The organism is Cupriavidus sp. 05N39 (genome assembly GCF_056397325.1).
Genome location: NZ_JBFTNE010000021.1, coordinates 25256 through 41905, shown reverse-complemented (window position 1 = coordinate 41905; position 16650 = coordinate 25256). Strand labels below are relative to the sequence as shown.

Here is a 16650-nt window from a genome sequence, read left to right as displayed (position 1 = left end):
TTCGCCGCTGTGTCAGCCCGCGGCCCGGCGCCGGTCGATCTTGCGCGCCAGCACGATCGACGTGGTGGTGTGGTTGACGCCGTCCAGCGCGCCGATTTCGTCGAGCAGCTTGTCCAGGCGGGCATGCGTGTCGCAGCGGATCACCGCCATGTAGTCCACGGGGCCACTGACCGAATTGAGTTCCTCGATCTCGGGAAAGCGCTGCAGCGCCCGCACCACGGCCGGCGCGGTCTTTGGCATCACCGACAAGCCGCAGAACGCCAGGATGGCATTGTCTTCCATCTCCTGGCCAAGCCGCACGCCATAGCCGGCGATCACGCCGTCGCGTTCGAGCCGCGCGATCCGGGCCACCACGGTGGTGCGGGCAATGCCGAGCTTGCGCGCGAGATTGGCGGCGTTCTCGCGCGCGTTGGCCTGCAGCAGGGAGAGCAGGTGGCGGTCGGTCTGATCGAGTTCGGTCATGGGCTTGGCGCGGTTCGCGAAGGCAGAAAACAAGTCGGTCTTGACGATTCGACCGATGGTCTCGTCGATTCGTTCGATTGTGAGGCCCTTTCGTCAATCTTGTCCCTTCATTCTGGCTTTGCCCGCAACCATACTTCAAGCACGGACGAAGGCCGATCCACACTTTCCACGAGGGACATCATGACCTGCATCACGCCAACCGGCCATCTGGACCAGACTGGACGAACCACCCAAGCCGCGGTGTCCGCCGCGCAGCCCGCCAACCCGGCCGTTTCCGTTACTCCCGGCACCCCCGCCCGCAATGCCAGGCAGATGCCGATGCGCGTGGTCGTGCTGGGCGCAGGCAAGATCGGCCGCACCATCGCCGTCATGCTGCATGACAGCGGCGACTACCGCGTCACCCTGGTCGACCGCGAACCCGCCCATCTCGAAGGCTTGCCCGAAGGCATCGCCGTGCGCGTCGGCGACCCGGGCCAGGACCAGGATTGCGCCTGCCTGCTGGGCGGCGCGGACGCCGTGCTCAACGCGCTGCCATTCCATGCCGCCGTCGCCGTGGCCACGGTCGCGGTCAGCCTCGGCGTGCACTATTTCGACCTGACCGAAGATGTTGCCGCCACCCACGCCGTCCGCCGGCTGGCCGAAGGCGCGCGCTCCGTGCTGATGCCGCAGTGCGGGCTCGCACCGGGGTTTATCGGCGTGGTCGGCAACGATCTCGCCCAGCGCTTCCTGCGTGGCGGCGGCGAACTGCTCGACCTGAAAATGCGCGTTGGCGCGCTGCCGCGCTACCCGAGCAATGCACTCAAGTACAACCTGACCTGGAGCACGGAAGGGCTGATCAACGAATACTGCAATCCGTGCGAAGCCATCGTCGATGGCCGCCGCGTGGAAGTGCCCGCACTGGAAGGGCTGGAGAGTTTCTCGCTGGACGGCATCGAGTACGAAGCCTTTAATACGTCTGGCGGGCTCGGCACCTTGCCCGAGACACTGGCCGGCCGGGCGCGCGACGTGGACTACAAGTCGATCCGGTATCCGGGGCACTGCGCGGTAATGAAGCTGTTGCTCAACGACCTGCGCCTGCGCGAACGCCGCGACTGGATGCGGGAAATTTTCGAGAGCGCGATTCCCGCCACGCGGCAGGATGTGGTGATCGTGTTCGCCAACGCAACCGGCTATGCGGCAGGCGGCAAGGGCGGGCGTGGCCCGCTGACGCAGGCTTCGTTCTCGGTGCGCATCGGCGGTGCCGATACGGCCGCGGGCCACGTCAATGCGATCCAGCTCACCACGGCGGCCGGCATCTGCACCGCGCTGGACCTGGTTGCCAGCGGCGAACTGCCGCAGGCCGGCTTCGTGCCGCAGGAGGCGATGCCGCTGGACACTTTCCTGGCCAACCGTTTCGGCCGACACTACACCCGTCATCCGCTTCAAGAGGCAATGGTATGAAAGCAAAGGAATTCGCGGCCTGCTGGCAGGCCATCGGGCTGACGGCGCCCTGGCGCGACGGCGAAGGTCCGGCCGGCGCATTGCCGGTGCGCTCGCCCATCGACGGCGAGGCCTTCGGGCATCTGCCCGCATGCACGTTGCCTGATGCCGATGCACGCATCGGGCGCGCCCGTGCGGTGCAGGCAAGCTGGGCGCTGGTGCCCGCGCCGGTGCGGGGCGAAGTCGTGCGGCGCTTTGGCGAAGTCCTGCGCGAGCACAAGAAGCATCTCGGGCAACTGGTCTCGCTCGAAGCCGGCAAGATCCTGCAGGAAGGGCTGGGCGAGGTACAGGAGATGATCGACATCTGCGACTTCGCGGTTGGCCTGTCGCGCCAGCTGCACGGCCTGACCATCGCTTCCGAGCGGCCCCAGCATGCGATGCGCGAGACCTGGCATCCCTATGGCCTGTGCGGCGTCATCTCTGCCTTCAACTTCCCGGTGGCGGTATGGGCCTGGAACGCGGCGCTGGCGCTGGTGTGCGGCAACGGGGTGATCTGGAAACCGTCGGAGAAGACCCCGCTGTGCGCGTTGGCGATGCAAGGCTTGCTGGACGGCGTGCTGGAGATCGCGGCGCCGCAGCACGTTGGCATCGCCACGGTGCTCCCGGGCGGTCAGGCGCTGGGCCAGCATCTGGTCGAGCATGCCGATGTGCGGCTGATCAGCGCGACGGGCTCCACCCGCATGGGCCGCGAAGTGGGCATTGCCTGCGCCGAACGCTTCAAGCGCGCCATCCTGGAGCTAGGCGGCAACAACGCCGCGATCATCGCGCCATCGGCCGACCTTGAACTGGCCATCCGCGCCATGACGTTCTCCGCCGCCGGCACCGCGGGGCAGCGCTGCACTTCGTTGCGCCGCGCCTTCGTGCATGTCGATGTGCTGGAAGCCGTGACGTCGCGGCTGGTCCAGGTGTTCGGCCGCCTGCAGGTGGGCGATCCGCTCGCCGAGTCGACCCTGGTCGGCCCGCTGATCGATGGCGCTGCCGGTGCCGCCATGGCTCGCGCGCTGCTCCGGTGCCGCGAGCACGGCAACACCGTGCACGGCGGCGAGCGCGTGCTGGCGGAGCGTTTCCCCAATGCCGAGTATGTTCGGCCGGCGCTGGTGCTGACCGATCGCCAGCACGAGACGATGCTGACGGAAACCTTCGCGCCGATTCTCTATGTGATGCCCTACACCATGCTGGAGGAGGCCGTCGCGCTGAACAATGCGTCGGAGCATGGCTTGTCGTCTTGCATCTTCACCGAGTCGCTGCGCGAGGCGGAACGCTTCATGTCGGCCGCGGGGAGCGATTGCGGGATCGCCAATGTGAATATCGGSACCAGCGGGGCGGAGATTGGYGGYGCGTTYGGTGGKGAGAAGGCSACYGGYGGSGGGCGKGAATCCGGGTCGGATGCCTGGAAGGGGTRTATGCGCAGGGCTACCAATACGGTCAACTATGGCGACGCGTTGCCGTTGGCGCAGGGGGTCAGGTTTGAGATATAGGGTGGTCGCGCGGGTTTTTACCTTCGCCTAAACGTTGCGATTCGTAACAAGGGTTACAGGGCGTTGCCCCTGTATTACCAAGCTGGCCCGTATAACGTTCTTGAGGCTACACAAAGCCGCAAGGACGATGAAATGAAGACGTGGATGATGGGAATCGCGGTAGCGGGTGCCGCCATGCTGGGCGGTTGCGCGGTGTACCCGGCTTATCCGGGCTATGGCGGCGAGGTTGCCGTTGCGCCCGCACCGGTCTATGCCGCTCCGGCGGTGGTGGTGAGCCCGGGCTATTACGGTGGATACGGCTACTACGGCGGATACGGCCGCCGTTATCGCTACTGGCGTTGACGGCGGGCACCGCAGGCGCCTGCCGCGCTGCGTTTGCGGGAGGTTTCAGGCCTGGCCGTTGAGTCCGGCCCAGCTCGGCGCCAGTGTCTGCGGTACGTCGATCAGGTCCAGCACGCGGCCAACGGTGTGGTCGACCAGTTCGGCCACGCTCTGCGGCTTCTGGTAGAAGCCGGGGACCGGGGGGAAGATGATGCCGCCCATCTCGGTGACGGCGGTCATATTGCGCAGGTGCGCTAGATTCAGCGGCGTTTCGCGCACCATCAGCACCAGCTTGCGGCGCTCCTTGAGCGTGACGTCGGCGGCGCGGGTGATGAGGTTGTCGGACATGCCGTGGGCTACCGCCGCCAGCGTGCGCATGGAGCAGGGCGCCACCACCATCGCGTGGGCTGCGAAGGAGCCGCTGGCGATGGTCGCGCCGATATCGCGCACGTTGTGGACGACGTGGGCAAACGCTTCCACCTCGGCCTTGCCCATGTCGAGTTCGTGCTGCAGGTTCATCACGCCTGCCGGCGAAATCAGCAGGTGGGTTTCGATGCCGGGCGCGGCACTGAGTATCTGTACCAGGCGGACCCCGTAGACCGCGCCGGTGGCGCCGGTGATCGCGACGACGATGCGCCGCGGCTTGGCGTCACCCGCTGCGGTCATCGCGCGCTCAGGCCTTGAGCAGCGATTGCAGTTCGCCGTTCTGGTACATCTCCATCATGATGTCCGAGCCGCCGACGAATTCGCCGTTCACGTAAAGCTGCGGAATGGTTGGCCAGCTGGCGTATTCCTTGATGCCCTGGCGGATGCCTTCGTCTTCCAGCACATTGACCGTGGTCGGCGCGTCGACGCCGCAGGCCTTCAGGATCTGGATGGCGCGGCCGGAGAAGCCGCACATCGGGAACTGGGCGGTGCCCTTCATGAACAGGACCACCGGGCTGCCCTTGACGATCTGGTCGATCTTTTGCTGCACGTCACTCATGATGTCTCTTTACGGTTGAATGCGGTGCCGGTTCGGGCGCCGCCATCTGGAAATCGGAGGGCGCGTGATGTACGCGCCTGCAAGCGATTGATTTTACCGGAATCGGCCGCTTGCTTCAGGCGCCCGCCCCGGACGCGGGTTGCAGCCGCGCGCCGGTGCAGCGCTCGTGGTCCGCCAGGTCGCGCACGGTGAAGATTTCCGTCATGCCGGCCGCGGCCAGCAGGTCGCGCGCAGCCTGGCCCTGGTCATAGCCATGTTCCATCAGCAGCCAGCCACCCGCATGCAGGCGCGCGCGCGCCCCGGCCACGATGGCGGCCAGGTCGGACAAACCATCGCCGTGATCGGTCAGCGCGTCGATCGGCTCGAAGCGCAGGTCGCCCTGGGCCAGGTGCGGGTCGCCGGCGGCGATATAGGGCGGATTGCTGACAATCAGGTCGAAGCGCAGGCCGCCGGGCAGCCCGGCATACCAGTCGGAGGCGAGAAAGCGCACATTGGCGGCGCCGAGCGCGCGTGCGTTGCCTTCGGCAACCTGCAGGGCGCCGGGCGATATGTCGGTGGCCCAGACTTCGGCGTCGGGACGCTCGCATGCAAGGGTGACTGCCAGCGCGCCCGAGCCGGTGCCCATGTCGAGCACGCGCGGGGATGGCAGCGGGGCCAGCAGCTTCAAGGCGGCTTCCACGGCGATTTCCGTGTCCGGGCGCGGAATCAGCACATCGGGCGTGACGCGGAAGCCGCGCCCGAAGAATTCACGTTCACCCAGCAGGTAGGCCACCGGCTCCCCGGCCAAGCGGCGCCCCAGCAGGGCCGCGATGCTTTCGCGCTGGACGGGGTTCAGCGTTTCGTCATCGCGGGTGATCAACTGCGTGCGGGACAACCCGGTGACGTGGCTCACCAGCAGCCGCGCTTCGAGCGCCGGCAATCCCGCTGCGGCAGCCAACGCCAGGACTTCACGCACAGTGGCCGCTTCAGGCAAGGCGACTGGCGTGGCGGCATGCGGGCCGGCGGCTGCGGAGGAGGCGTTGGACTGGGTGCTGGACATGGGGCGGCGGGGCAGGGCGAGGCGCGCCACGGGGGCGCAAGACGGAAGACCGGAAGCGAAAACGAACAAGGGAAAAGCAAAACCCCGTCGGGAGGCGCCCGGACGGGGTTTGCAGTGTAACGCGCTTGCCTGAGCGGCGGGCACTTTCGGGCCGCCCGCGCGATCGCTGCGGGCAGCGTGAAACGCGTAAGGTGCGGGAATTACTTGTTGACGGTGTCCTTGGCCTTGTCGGCGCTGGCGTTGACGGCGTCCTTGGTAGCTTCCTTGGCCTTTGCCATGGCGTTGTCGGCGTCTTCCTTGGCCTTGTCGGCAGCGGCCGAGACATCGGAAGCGGCACTGTTCGCGGCAGCCTTGGCGGCATCGGCGGCATGGCCGGCGGCGGCTGCGGCATCGCTGGCGGCGGCCTTGGCGGATTCGGCGGCGTTCTGCATGGCGCTTTCGGCGCTCGACGTGGCCGGGGCTTCGTCCTTCTTGCCGCAGGCGGCCATGGCGGCGGTGATCATCAGCAGCGCGAGCAGTTTCTTCATGATTTCGTCCTTTTGTCCGTTTTAGAGTAGCGACACGCCGACCTCTGGATGGCGGCTCGGTCGAAAACGATTATAGACAGCGAAAAATGGCACGCTAGTGCTGTTGCAAGCATTTACAACAGATACAAAGGTTTTCGTTCAGATATCTCGATTTACGCCTCGCGATTCGACTGATTACCCCGGCGATAGTTATTTTTTCGCAATAACGTGGTATTGCCGCGCGTCGATTCGCGATTAATGTCCTTCGCCGAGCGCCGCCAATTGATCGGCCTGGTGTTCCGCGGCCAGCGCGGACAACAGTTCGTCCAGGTCGCCGTCCATGATCATGTCGATCTTGTAGAGCGTCAGGTTGATCCGGTGATCGGTCACCCGCCCCTGCGGGAAGTTGTAGGTGCGGATACGGTCGCTTCTGTCGCCGGTGCCGATCAGGTTGCGCCGGGTAGTGGCTTCTTGCGCCTGGGCAGCGCGCAGCTTCTGGTCCATCAAGCGGGCGGCCAGGACTTTCATGGCCTTGTCCTTGTTGCGGTGCTGGCTGCGGTCGTCCTGGCATTCCACCACGATGCCGGTGGGCAGGTGGGTGAGGCGCACCGCCGAATCGGTCTTGTTGACGTGCTGGCCGCCGGCACCCGAGGCGCGGAAGGTATCGACGCGCAGGTCGGAGGGATTGATCTCGATCTCGCCCACCTCGTCGGCCTCGGGCATCACCGCCACCGTGCAGGCGGACGTATGGATGCGCCCCTGCGCCTCGGTGGCCGGTACGCGCTGCACGCGATGGCCGCCGGATTCGAACTTGAGCCTGGAGAATGCCGCATCGCCGGCGATCCGGATAATCACTTCCTTGTAGCCGCCCAGGTCCGACGGGGATTCGCTCATGACCTCCACCTGCCAGCGCTGGCGCTCGGCGTAGCGCGTGTACATGCGCAGCAGGTTGGCCGCGAACAGCGCGCTTTCCTCGCCGCCCGCGCCGGCACGGATTTCCAGCAGCAGATTGCGGTCATCGTTGGGGTCCTTGGGCAGCAGTAGTTTCTGCAGGCTGCCTGCCAGCGTTTCCAACTGTTCGCGGGCCGCGGTGATTTCATCGGCGGCGAACTCCCTCATCTCGGGATCGTCCAGCAGCGCCTGCGCGGTGGCGAGGTCGTCCTGCGCCTGGCGATACTGCGCATATTGCTCGGCCACCGGAGACAGTTCGGCATGCTCGCGGGTGAGCTTGCGGTACTGGTCGATCTTGGCGGTGGCGTCCTCGCGCGCTAGCAGGGCGTTGACTTCGTCGAGCCGCTCGGCCAGTTGGTCGAGCTTGGTGAGCATGCTGGCTTTCATGGATATCCGGGGACGCGATGAAACGGTGGGTGCGAAATGTTGCTGGGGTGAGGCTGCGTGCGGCGCGGCGGAACGGGCCGGGGCAACGCAAGGCTGGCCACGCGCAGGACACGCGCGGCCGAGGTGAGCGCGGCTAGCGCTCGGAGTGGCTGCTGTGGCGGAACAGGCCGGGCACCAGGCGCAGCAGGGTTTCGCGGTCGTCGCCCTGGGTGTGGTTCAGCGCGTGGGTGGGGCCATGCAGGAATTTGCGGGTCAGCGCGCCGGACAGTGCTTCGAGCACAGCCTCGGGGTCGTCGCCGCGCGCCAGCATCCGGCGCGCGCGCTCCAGCTCGGCCTGGCGCATGGCCTCGCCCTGCGCCTGCAGGTCACGGATGACCGGCACCACGCTGCGGGTTTCCAGCCAGTGCATGAAGTTCTGCACGCGGCTCTCGATGATGGCTTCCGCCTGGGCCACGGCCGCCTGGCGCATGGCGTTGCCCTCGCGCACGATGGCACCGAGGTCGTCCACGGTGTACAGGAAGACGTCATCCAGGCGTGCGACTTCGGGCTCGACGTCGCGCGGCACGGCCAGGTCCACCATCATGATGGGGCGGTGGCGGCGCAGCTTGACCGCGCGTTCCACCGCGCCCAGCCCGATGATGGGCAGGGAACTGGCGGTGCACGACACCACGATGTCGAACTCGTGCAGGCGCGCGCCCAGGTCCGACAGGCGGATCGCCTCGGTGGTCAGGCCCTGGCCGGCAAGCTGCTCGGCGAGCTTCTCGCCGCGCTCGACGGTGCGGTTGGCCACCACGATCTGGCGTGGCGTTTGCGCTGCAAAGTGCGTTGCGCACAGCTCGATCATTTCTCCCGCGCCGATAAACAGCACGCGCTGGGTCGAGACGCTTTCAAAAATCCGCTGGGCCAGCCGTACCGCGGCGGCCGCCATGGACACCGAATGCGCGCCGATCTCGGTCTGGCCGCGGACTTCCTTGGCCACCGCAAAGGTGCGCTGGAACAACTGGTTCAGGTAGGTGCCCAGCGCGCCGGCTTCGCCGGCTGTGCGCACCGCATCCTTCAGCTGGCCCAGGATCTGGGTTTCGCCCAGCACCATCGAATCCAGCCCGCTGGCTACCCGGAACGCGTGGCGTACGGCTTCCGACTGCGGCAGGGAATAGAGGTGGGGCGCGAGTTCTCCGGCCGGCACGTTATGATGCTGCGCCAGCCAGCGCAGCGTGTGCTCGAAGCCTTCCGACCCCGACACCAGCACATCGGTCGCGCAGTAGATCTCGGTGCGGTTGCAAGTGGAGAGGATGGCGGCTTCGGTGCCGTTCCTGCCCGCCAGGTGGGTGCGCAAGGCGCCCAGCGCGGGTTTGATCTGCTCGAGCGGAAACGCCACCCGTTCGCGCAGCGAGACGGGCGCCGTGGTGTGATTGATACCGATCGCGAGCAGTTGCATGGTGGGGAGCATGTCTCTCTGGCCGGGCTCCGGGCAGCGGCTTTGCAGGCTGCAGCGCGGGAGTCAGGTGCAATCCGGGCATGAATTCAAGCGCGGATTCCGGCGCAAAGCGCCGCCGAACCGGGCTACATTATAGCGCCCGGCGCGGATCTTGCCGTGGTACGGATGGGTGAAGGCCGGCATTACCGTATTGTTATGGCCACGCACGGCCTTCAGGGGAGCCGTCGAAGCAAGCCGCCATTTCAGGAATACAGGAGAAAGTGATGTTGGGTACGCTGGTGGTAGGGGTGCTGGTCGGGCTGGCGGCGCGGTGGCTGCACCCGGCGGGCCGGGTCAGCCTGCTGGCGGCGATGCTGTTCGGGGCGTTGGGGGCGCTGGCCGCGTTTTACGGCGGGCAGGGCTTGCACTGGTTTGTTGCCGGGCAGATGGCGGGCTGGTTTGCGGCGATCCTGGGAGCAGGCCTGCTGGTGGGTGTTTGGGGTGTTGCCAGGGGGCGGTAGACGGTGCCCGGATGCCTGGCTCAAAGTGAATGCCGAGTTTAAATACAAGGCATCCGAATCTCAGTTCGAAAACCTCCCCTTACCCGCGCAGTTCCAAAAACCGCCTCAAAACCCCGCTCGAATAGTGGCTGGCCACCTCGGTCAAGAACGCCGGGAAATCCACATGCGCACTATCGTCGGCCCGATCAGATAGCGTGCGCATCACCGCATGCCGCACGCCATACTCATGGCAAACCTGCGCCACCGCGGCGCCTTCCATTTCCACCGCCAGCACGCCGGGCAAGCGCTCGCGCAACTCGGCCGCGGCGGCGGGGGAGCCGATGAACTGGTCGCCGCTGGCGATCATCCCCACATGCAGCCTGGGCGCGCTGACCCCGAAGCGCGCCAGCACGCCGGCCGGGACGGAGGTCGGCAGATCATCCCGCAGGTAGCCTGCCACTGCATCGCGCAGCGCGGCGGTAAGCGCCGGGTCGGTGGGGAATTCAGCGCGATCCAGCAGCGGGACCTCATGCCGGGCAAAAAACGGCCGCGCGTCCAGGTCGTGCTGCAGCGTGCGGTCCGCCACCACCACGTCCCCGACCCGCGTCTCGGCCCCGATGCCGCCGGCCAGGCCGGTGAAGACGATCTCATCCACGCCGAACTCGCGCACCAGGGTGACCGTGGTGGCCGCCGCCGCCACCTTGCCCATGCGCGCGAGCACCAGCACGCAGCGCTGGCCGTAGAGATGGCCAACGTGATAGTCGCGCATGCCGATAGTCCGCACGGTGGCGCGGGCGTCATCGTGGCGCATGGCGGCGATCAGGCCGTCGACTTCATCGTGGATGGCGGCGAGGATACCAAGGGTCATGGCGAGGCGTGGCTGGGTTGGAGAAACGCACAGCATACCGGGCCGGGACAGGGCGGCAAAGCAGCGCTGTTGCATGTTCCCGCTCACGCAAGGAAAGCTGCGCAGAGGCGGCGCCTTTGCTACAGTGCGCTGGCGTATCCATCACATGGGGCATCAATGCAGGCAACCACAACGCAGGGTTTTCAAGACCGGCGGGCAGCGCGCCAGGCGCTGGCACACTGGCGTGAGCAGGGCGTGCTCGGCGCCGACGGCGTGGCCGCCGGCTGGCCAGGGACCGAGCCCGACGCGGCGCAGTGGCGGACCTGGCTCGATCGCACGTTGCTGATGCTGGGCGCCGCGCTGCTGTGCGCCGGCGTGATCGTGTTCTTCGCCTTCAACTGGCAGGACCTGCACAAGTTCGCCAAGTTTGGCCTGCTGGCCGGCGCGCTGACGCTGCTGGCGGGATTCGCCTGGCTGCGCCCGCCCGCCGACATGGCGGGGCTGGCGGCGCTTTGCGGCGCCCAGGTGGTGGCCGGCGTGCTGCTGGCCGTGATCGGGCAGGTCTACCAGACCGGCGCGGACGCGTGGCAGCTGTTCGCCCTGTGGGCACTGCTGGCGATCCCGTGGGCGCTGGCCGCGCGCGCGGCGCCGCACTGGTGGGTGGTGATCGTGCTGGCCAATGTCGCGCTGCTGCGGTATTTCAGCGTGCGCCTTGGCGTGGGCGGCATGTTCGACCTGCTGTTTGGCGCGGCTGGCGAACGCGCCACCACGCTCTCGCTGCTGGCGGCCACGCTCGTGCAGCTGGTGCTGTGGTTCGCGCTGCGCGCAGCGGCGCCGGCCTACGGCTTTCGCGGGCTGGCCAGCGCGCGCATCCTTGCCACGCTGGCGTGCGCCTACGCCGGCTGGCTCGGCCTCGCCAGCATCCTGCACAACCGCTTCGATCCCGCCATGTTCGGCGTGGCCATGCTCACGCTGGGCGGGCTGCTGGCCTGGTTCCGGCTGCGGGCATTCGATGTGGTGGCGCTCAGCCTGGCCAGCTTCTCGGTCATCGTGCTGCTGGTGACCGGGGTTGCCCGGCTACTGCTGGAGGGCAGCCGGGACGCGTTCGGCGCCTTCCTGATCCTCGGGCTGCTGACCATCGGTCTGTCCGCGGCGGCGGCGGCTTGGCTGCTGCGCGCCTATCGACACCACGGTCAAGCCCAAAGCGGCGCGCCCAATGGAGAGCCGGCATGACCAGCGACCGTCACGTAGTACAAAGGTTGTGGCAGGACCTGGCCGCGCTCGGCTTGGTGCAAGGGCAGCCGCAAGCCGCACAAGGGCGCACGCCATGGGCCGTCAGGCTGTTGATGGGACTTGCGGGCTGGCTCGGTGCGGTGTTCTTCCTCGCCTTCCTGCTCGGCTCGGTTTTTGTGGCCGCGCGCGACAACGCCACGGCAATGGCGCTCTGCGGCGCCGCCATGATCGCGCTGGCCGCGGTGCTGTACCGGCGCCGCGCGGGCGCCACCGCGCTCGAGCAATTCGCGCTGGCCGTCAGCCTCAGCGGCCAGGGCCTGCTCGTGTACGGCGCGAGCCAGGCCTACGGCGGCGGCCGCCTGCTCGAATCGGCCGCCTTCTGGGGCGCGCTCGCGCTGCTGGAGGCCGTGCTCTATGTGCTGGTCAGCAACCGGCTCCATCGCTTCCTGGCCGCGCTGGGCGTATGGACCGGCGTGGCCCTGGCGCTCCACCTGGCCATGACGCCCGGCCTGCGCCACGTCTGGCAAGCCATGAGCTTCTCGCTAGGCTGGCTCGCGCCCTTCGCCATGACGCTGCTCACCGGCTTCGTGGTGGCGGAAGGGCGGCTCTGCGCCGCCGGTCTGCACAACTGGATCGAGCCGGCCGCGGATGCCACGCTGCTGTTCGCACTGGGCGCGGCCCTGGTGGTGACCGGCCTCAGCCAGCCTCAGGCACTGCTGTTCGATGCCGATACCGGGCGCCACGCCGGCAACTACTGGATGGCTGGCGCGCTGTTTGGCGCGGTGCTCGCCGCGTTTGTACTTGCCGAGGCAGGCCGGATGCAGCTAAGCCCGGCAGTGCGGGGCAGCGCGCTTGTCGGCGCGGTGCTGTTCAGCGCGTTGCTCGCCGGTGCGCCGGCGGTAGTCGCCGCCGCCCTCGCGCTCGGCCTGGCGCTGCGCCGCGGCTCGCTGCCCTGGCTGGGCCTGGCCGTCGCCGCGCTCGGCAGCGGCTTCATCTGGTACTACAGCGCGCTGCACTGGACGCTGCTGATCAAGTCCGCCACGCTCGCCGGCGCCGGCATCGCCGTGCTGCTGCTGCGCCTGGCGCTGCGCCGCGAAGGCGCAAGGAGACAAGCATGAAACGCTGGATATTGTTGGCATGGGTGCTCACGCTCGGGCTGGCCGCCTTCGCCATCGCCGGCAAGGAACGGCTGCTGGCGCATGGCGGCACCGTCTACCTGCGACTGGCGCCAGTCGATCCGCGCTCGCTCATGCAAGGCGACTACATGGCACTGAACTTTGCCATCGCCGAGTCCATCCGCCAGGCAGGCAAGCTGCAAGGCATCGAGCCCACCCGCGAGCAAGTTGCCGTGATCCGCCGCGATGCACGCGGCGAAGCCACCTTCGTGCGCCTGTACACGGGCGCGGCACTGGCCGGCGGCGAGCAACTGCTGCGCTTCCAGAACGTGCCGACCCGCTGGGGCGGCGTGCAGGCACAGGTGTCCACCGATGCGTTCTTCTTCCAGGAAGGGCAGGGGGCGCGGTTCGAGAAGGCGCGCTATGGCGAGTTCCGCGTAGGGCCGGACGGACAGGCGCTGCTGGTGGGGCTGCGGGGGGAGGATTTGGGGGCACTGTGAGAGGTGACAGTTGCCGTCAGCATGCCGCTGTGCGCCAACCATGATTGGATCGGCTGGAACATCAGAGCCGATTCACATTGCTGCGTTGTGTGACCGCCGGCTTGATGGCGCTCGCAGATGCCGGAGGCCCGACGCAAAGCGCGCACTGGTTGCAAGCCCGCGCCTTTTGTAGCTTCCTTGTCCAGGCCAGGTCGAGATCGGGCGTTGGTGCCACAGCCATTGGCATAGGGTGTCGTGAGACGCCGCTTTGCGCCTGTCCTAGAGTTTGACTTGTTCGAACTGGCCTTTGCCAGAGAAGTTGAAGGGAACCTTGAAGGCGGCTCCGCCTTTGATTCCTTCAGATTGCTCGATGATCCGTAGCCACCACCGCACCAGATTGTGCGCAATATCCCAGAGCCTATGGTTTGACCAGCTTTTGTCGAGAAAGAAGACAATTAGCCCCGCACGGCGTAGTGCTTCTCGCTCGAGGCCTTTGTTCAGCTTGTCGTGCGTGATGACCGCCCATCCACCTTCTTGCGAGAGAGCGTCGATCCAGGCCGCATCCGTTGTGTCTTGTGGGAAGCGGTCTCGCAAGGGAGCGACGGAGTGCCCGTATGGTTCGGAAAGCGAGTGGAGCGCCCGTGCCAGCGCTGGAGAGAGATTGTTGTCAGCGAAGAACTTCACGCTACCAGGCGTTCTTCAAACGCGACTGCGGCCTCCACCGAGGCAACAGGCACTTCATACAACCTGGCAACAAGCTGTTTGTCGCCTTCGGCCTGGAATGCCTCGGCGAGGATTGAAGTTCTGATGGCGCCATCAGTGACAATGGGCTTGCCGAAGGCGATTGCAGGATCCAAGACCACGGCCTTGCTGCGCAGCGTCGGGTACCAGCGCGCGGCGGCATCGTCAGCACCAAATTCGATGCCACGATACAAAGAGGGCTCGATGATCTTCTGAAACGCGTACTGGCTTTTCACCAAGTCCAGCAATTCGGTCTCACCGGATTCTTGTATGGTGGACGCGAAGATTGTGCGGCCGTCCGTCTGGAAACGGCGGGAGGTAAAGGGATGTGGCAGGGCAAAAAGCTCGCGTGCCTTGCGGCTGGCGAGGCGTATCGTTTGCAGGCTGACGCCGTGCTGGCGAAACGCTCGGACGAATCGGACTTCCAGCAAATCATGAAAACTGATCCCATCCACGTCCGCTTCCGCCAGTTCGGTCTCCCAAAGTGGAGCAACCGGGACCGCATGCCGGGTTGTCTTGTCCCGATATGCATAGCCGTCCAGCCAGCGCCGCAGGTCGCGCACGGGTCGCAGCTTCATGGAAGGTGTATAGGCCAATGCCAGTCAACTTCATCATTGCCCCCTCCTTCCACGTAGTGTCCTGCCAGCTAAATGCCGGCGGCGAATCTGGATATTTTAGCGGCTTCGCGGGCGTGCAGTTGTCATGTTTTCGTTAACACGCTCCGGTGCCTGACCGGCGTGAGTCTACTAGGGAGCAGCTCCAATCTGTGTTTGTGCTTCTTCGTGGAGTCAGCAGCCGATGCCTCGGGAATGCGCAAGATCATTGCTGCCGGCGCTATACTAGGGGAGCCGCTGCAACCACAGCGACCGGGATTGGCGTCCCGAAAACGTAGGCGGATAACCGCCGCCAGGCGGTTTTTTCCGTCGCGCCTTCGCACGTCCCTATGGGCGGGCCTGGGCGGGGGAGCCTTCGGGCTCGCCGGTTCCCTACGTTCTGGTACGCCAACCCTGCCTTGCGCCCGCCCACCCCGATTGGCGTCGGGGGAGCGGAGTTGAAACCGCAACGTAGGAGGCATCTGCATGCCCCAGTCTTCGTACGCCCATTTCGGGCAATCTGTATTTCCCCAAACTCCTCCCGGTTAGCGCGAGCGCGCTTCCCAACGGAGGGCGTTCGATGTGTAAGCACCCGCAGTACAACATTAGCGCCGAGCAGACAGGCCGCGATATCTTCGTGACCGCGCACGCTGCATCCGAAAGCCCGCTTAGCCTCGCCGCGGAAAAGGCTGCCCAACTCAACGCGCTGCTGTCGGTCGCGATCGAGAACGCTGCCGGTGGCACCCTTGCGAACTTGACTGACGAGACACAAGGTCACCTGCTCTCGCTGGCGGCGACACTCGCTAACGAAGCGCTGGTGTTGAGCGAACTCGCGGTCTTGCGGGACTCGGAGGGCGCGCATGATGGATGAATTTGCGGTGGCTCGGCACGAGCGACGGGCCGTCACCTGAAACAGAAAGCCCCGCAGGCACACATGCCTTGCGGGGCTCATTTTTCGTCGCCCGCCGAATCCAGCCGGCGGACAGTGGCGCAGTCTGCTTAGACGTTAAACAAGAAGTTCATCACGTCGCCATCCTTCACCACATACTCCTTGCCTTCCGCGCGCATCTTGCCGGCTTCCTTGGCGCCTTGCTCACCTTTGTAGGTAATGAAGTCTTCATAGGCGATGGTCTGGGCGCGGATGAAGCCGCGTTCGAAGTCGGTGTGGATCACGCCGGCCGCCTGCGGAGCGGTGTCGCCCACATGGATCGTCCACGCGCGCACTTCCTTCACGCCGGCGGTGAAATAGGTCTGCAGGCCCAGCAGGGTAAAGCCCGCACGGATCACGCGGTCCAGGCCGGGTTCTTCCATGCCGAGGTCGGCCAGGAACTCGGCCTTGTCCGCATCGTCGAGGTCGGCGATCTCGGCTTCGATGGCGGCGCAGACGGCCACGACCGGCGACTTGGTCTTGGCGGCGTGGGCGCGCACGGCGTCCAGGTGCGGATTGTTCTCGAAGCCGTCTTCACGCACGTTGGCTACGTACATGGTGGGCTTGGCGGTGATCAGGCACAGCGGCTTGATGGCGGCCCATTCTTCGTCCGACAGGTCGAGCGTGCGCACGGCCTTGGCTTCGTTGAGCACGGCCTGGGCCTTTTCCAGCACGGCCACCAGGCGCAGCGCTTCCTTGTCACCGGCGCGCGCGGGCTTGATGTAGCGGGCGTGGGCCTTTTCCACGGTGGCGAGGTCAGCCAGCGCCAGTTCGGTATTGATCACCTCGATGTCGGACAGCGGATCGACCTTGCCGGCGACGTGGATGACGTTCTCGTCCTCGAAGCAGCGCACCACGTGGGTGATGGCGTCGGTTTCGCGGATATTGGCCAGGAACTGGTTGCCCAGGCCTTCACCCTTGGAGGCGCCCGCCACCAGGCCGGCGATGTCGACGAATTCGACCACGGCCGGCAGGACGCGCTCGGGCTTGACGATCTCGGCCAGGTTGACAAGCCTCGGATCCGGCACTTCCACCACGCCCACATTGGGCTCGATGGTGCAGAACGGGTAGTTCTCGGCGGCGATGCCGGCCTTGGTCAGGGCGTTGAACAGCGTGGACTTGCCGACGTTGGGCAGGCCGACGATGCCGCATTTGAGGCTCATGGTAAACCTTTAAAAATCAATGGGTT

19 protein-coding genes are annotated in these 16650 nt (G+C 66.3%); 8 read left to right on the top strand and 11 right to left on the bottom strand.

The genetic code is table 11. The features are described 5' to 3' along the window. Nucleotides 1-12: 12 nt before the first annotated feature. A complete protein-coding gene (locus tag AC1DN0_RS12665; protein ID WP_441628957.1) occupies nt 13-462 on the bottom strand; it encodes an Lrp/AsnC family transcriptional regulator in 450 nt (149 codons plus the stop codon). Between the two features lie 312 nt (nt 463-774). Between AC1DN0_RS12665 and AC1DN0_RS12660 the strand changes: the two genes are divergently transcribed. The 3 genes from AC1DN0_RS12660 to AC1DN0_RS12650 all read left to right on the top strand — a co-directional run bounded on the left by AC1DN0_RS12660 (nt 775) and on the right by AC1DN0_RS12650 (nt 3761). Then, the gene (locus AC1DN0_RS12660) at nt 775-1902 is read left to right on the top strand and encodes a saccharopine dehydrogenase family protein (RefSeq protein WP_441628973.1); all 1128 of its coding nucleotides are present in this window, start codon (nt 775-777) and stop codon (nt 1900-1902) included. Then, nucleotides 1899-3419, top strand: a complete 1521-nt coding sequence (gene amaB / locus AC1DN0_RS12655; protein ID WP_477145754.1) for an L-piperidine-6-carboxylate dehydrogenase — start codon at nt 1899-1901, stop codon at nt 3417-3419. The genes AC1DN0_RS12660 and amaB overlap by 4 nt, the downstream gene beginning before the upstream one ends. A 132-nt stretch (nt 3420-3551) precedes the next feature. Then, complete coding sequence (locus tag AC1DN0_RS12650) at nt 3552-3761, top strand: hypothetical protein (RefSeq protein ID WP_441628961.1); 210 nt, start codon at nt 3552-3554, stop codon at nt 3759-3761. A gap of 45 nt (nt 3762-3806) precedes the next feature. Here the strand turns inward: AC1DN0_RS12650 and AC1DN0_RS12645 are convergent, their stop codons facing one another. From AC1DN0_RS12645 to hemA, 6 genes are all read right to left on the bottom strand, one after another. Next, complete coding sequence (locus AC1DN0_RS12645) at nt 3807-4406, bottom strand: UbiX family flavin prenyltransferase (protein WP_045238842.1); 600 nt, start codon at nt 4404-4406, stop codon at nt 3807-3809. A 7-nt stretch (nt 4407-4413) separates the two neighbouring features. Next, nucleotides 4414-4725: a Grx4 family monothiol glutaredoxin gene (gene grxD / locus AC1DN0_RS12640; protein WP_035875397.1), complete on the bottom strand. Its 312-nt coding sequence runs from the start codon at nt 4723-4725 to the stop codon at nt 4414-4416. A 115-nt stretch (nt 4726-4840) separates the two neighbouring features. Further along, nucleotides 4841-5764 carry a peptide chain release factor N(5)-glutamine methyltransferase gene (gene prmC, locus AC1DN0_RS12635; RefSeq protein ID WP_441628964.1) on the bottom strand — a complete coding sequence of 308 codons (924 nt, stop codon included), beginning with the start codon at nt 5762-5764 and terminating at the stop codon, nt 4841-4843. A gap of 200 nt (nt 5765-5964) precedes the next feature. Then, nucleotides 5965-6291 carry a hypothetical protein gene (locus tag AC1DN0_RS12630; RefSeq protein WP_045238844.1) on the bottom strand — a complete coding sequence of 109 codons (327 nt, stop codon included), beginning with the start codon at nt 6289-6291 and terminating at the stop codon, nt 5965-5967. Between the two features lie 234 nt (nt 6292-6525). Continuing rightward, complete coding sequence (prfA, locus tag AC1DN0_RS12625; RefSeq protein WP_441634173.1) at nt 6526-7608, bottom strand: peptide chain release factor 1; 1083 nt, start codon at nt 7606-7608, stop codon at nt 6526-6528. A 133-nt stretch (nt 7609-7741) separates the two neighbouring features. Next, the gene (gene hemA, locus AC1DN0_RS12620) at nt 7742-9046 is read right to left on the bottom strand and encodes a glutamyl-tRNA reductase (RefSeq protein WP_035875423.1); all 1305 of its coding nucleotides are present in this window, start codon (nt 9044-9046) and stop codon (nt 7742-7744) included. Nucleotides 9047-9309: 263 nt separating this feature from the next. Here hemA and AC1DN0_RS12615 point away from each other — a divergent pair, with 263 nt between their 5' ends. Next, complete coding sequence (locus AC1DN0_RS12615) at nt 9310-9546, top strand: hypothetical protein (protein WP_441634171.1); 237 nt, start codon at nt 9310-9312, stop codon at nt 9544-9546. A gap of 79 nt (nt 9547-9625) precedes the next feature. Here the strand turns inward: AC1DN0_RS12615 and AC1DN0_RS12610 are convergent, their stop codons facing one another. Beyond that, nucleotides 9626-10393: a 5'-methylthioadenosine/adenosylhomocysteine nucleosidase gene (locus tag AC1DN0_RS12610; RefSeq protein WP_441634169.1), complete on the bottom strand. Its 768-nt coding sequence runs from the start codon at nt 10391-10393 to the stop codon at nt 9626-9628. A 156-nt stretch (nt 10394-10549) separates the two neighbouring features. Here AC1DN0_RS12610 and AC1DN0_RS12605 point away from each other — a divergent pair, with 156 nt between their 5' ends. From AC1DN0_RS12605 to AC1DN0_RS12595, 3 genes are read left to right on the top strand one after another with little or no spacing between them, the layout of a single operon-like run. After that, nucleotides 10550-11605 (top strand): DUF2157 domain-containing protein, encoded by a 1056-nt coding sequence (locus tag AC1DN0_RS12605; protein ID WP_441634167.1) that lies wholly within the window; start codon nt 10550-10552, stop codon nt 11603-11605. Further along, nucleotides 11602-12723: a DUF4401 domain-containing protein gene (locus AC1DN0_RS12600; RefSeq protein ID WP_441634165.1), complete on the top strand. Its 1122-nt coding sequence runs from the start codon at nt 11602-11604 to the stop codon at nt 12721-12723. The genes AC1DN0_RS12605 and AC1DN0_RS12600 overlap by 4 nt, the downstream gene beginning before the upstream one ends. Further along, on the top strand, nt 12720-13220 hold the full coding sequence (locus AC1DN0_RS12595) for a GDYXXLXY domain-containing protein (protein ID WP_441634163.1): 501 nt from the start codon (nt 12720-12722) through the stop codon (nt 13218-13220). Before AC1DN0_RS12600 ends, AC1DN0_RS12595 begins: the two co-directional genes overlap by 4 nt. Before the next feature lie 258 nt (nt 13221-13478). Here the strand turns inward: AC1DN0_RS12595 and AC1DN0_RS12590 are convergent, their stop codons facing one another. Both AC1DN0_RS12590 and AC1DN0_RS12585 read right to left on the bottom strand, forming a co-directional pair. Continuing rightward, nucleotides 13479-13883: a PIN-like domain-containing protein gene (locus AC1DN0_RS12590; protein WP_441634161.1), complete on the bottom strand. Its 405-nt coding sequence runs from the start codon at nt 13881-13883 to the stop codon at nt 13479-13481. After that, nucleotides 13880-14518: a DUF433 domain-containing protein gene (locus tag AC1DN0_RS12585; RefSeq protein ID WP_441634159.1), complete on the bottom strand. Its 639-nt coding sequence runs from the start codon at nt 14516-14518 to the stop codon at nt 13880-13882. The genes AC1DN0_RS12590 and AC1DN0_RS12585 overlap by 4 nt, the downstream gene beginning before the upstream one ends. 595 nt (nt 14519-15113) lie before the next feature. On the opposite strand from AC1DN0_RS12585, the gene AC1DN0_RS12580 reads away from it, so the two are divergent. Next, nucleotides 15114-15404 (top strand): hypothetical protein, encoded by a 291-nt coding sequence (locus AC1DN0_RS12580; RefSeq protein WP_441634157.1) that lies wholly within the window; start codon nt 15114-15116, stop codon nt 15402-15404. A 128-nt stretch (nt 15405-15532) separates the two neighbouring features. On the opposite strand, the gene ychF is transcribed toward AC1DN0_RS12580, so the two are convergent. Continuing rightward, nucleotides 15533-16624, bottom strand: coding sequence for a redox-regulated ATPase YchF (gene ychF / locus AC1DN0_RS12575; RefSeq protein ID WP_441634155.1), 1092 nt, complete (start codon nt 16622-16624; stop codon nt 15533-15535). Between the last annotated feature and the right edge of the window lie 26 nt (nt 16625-16650).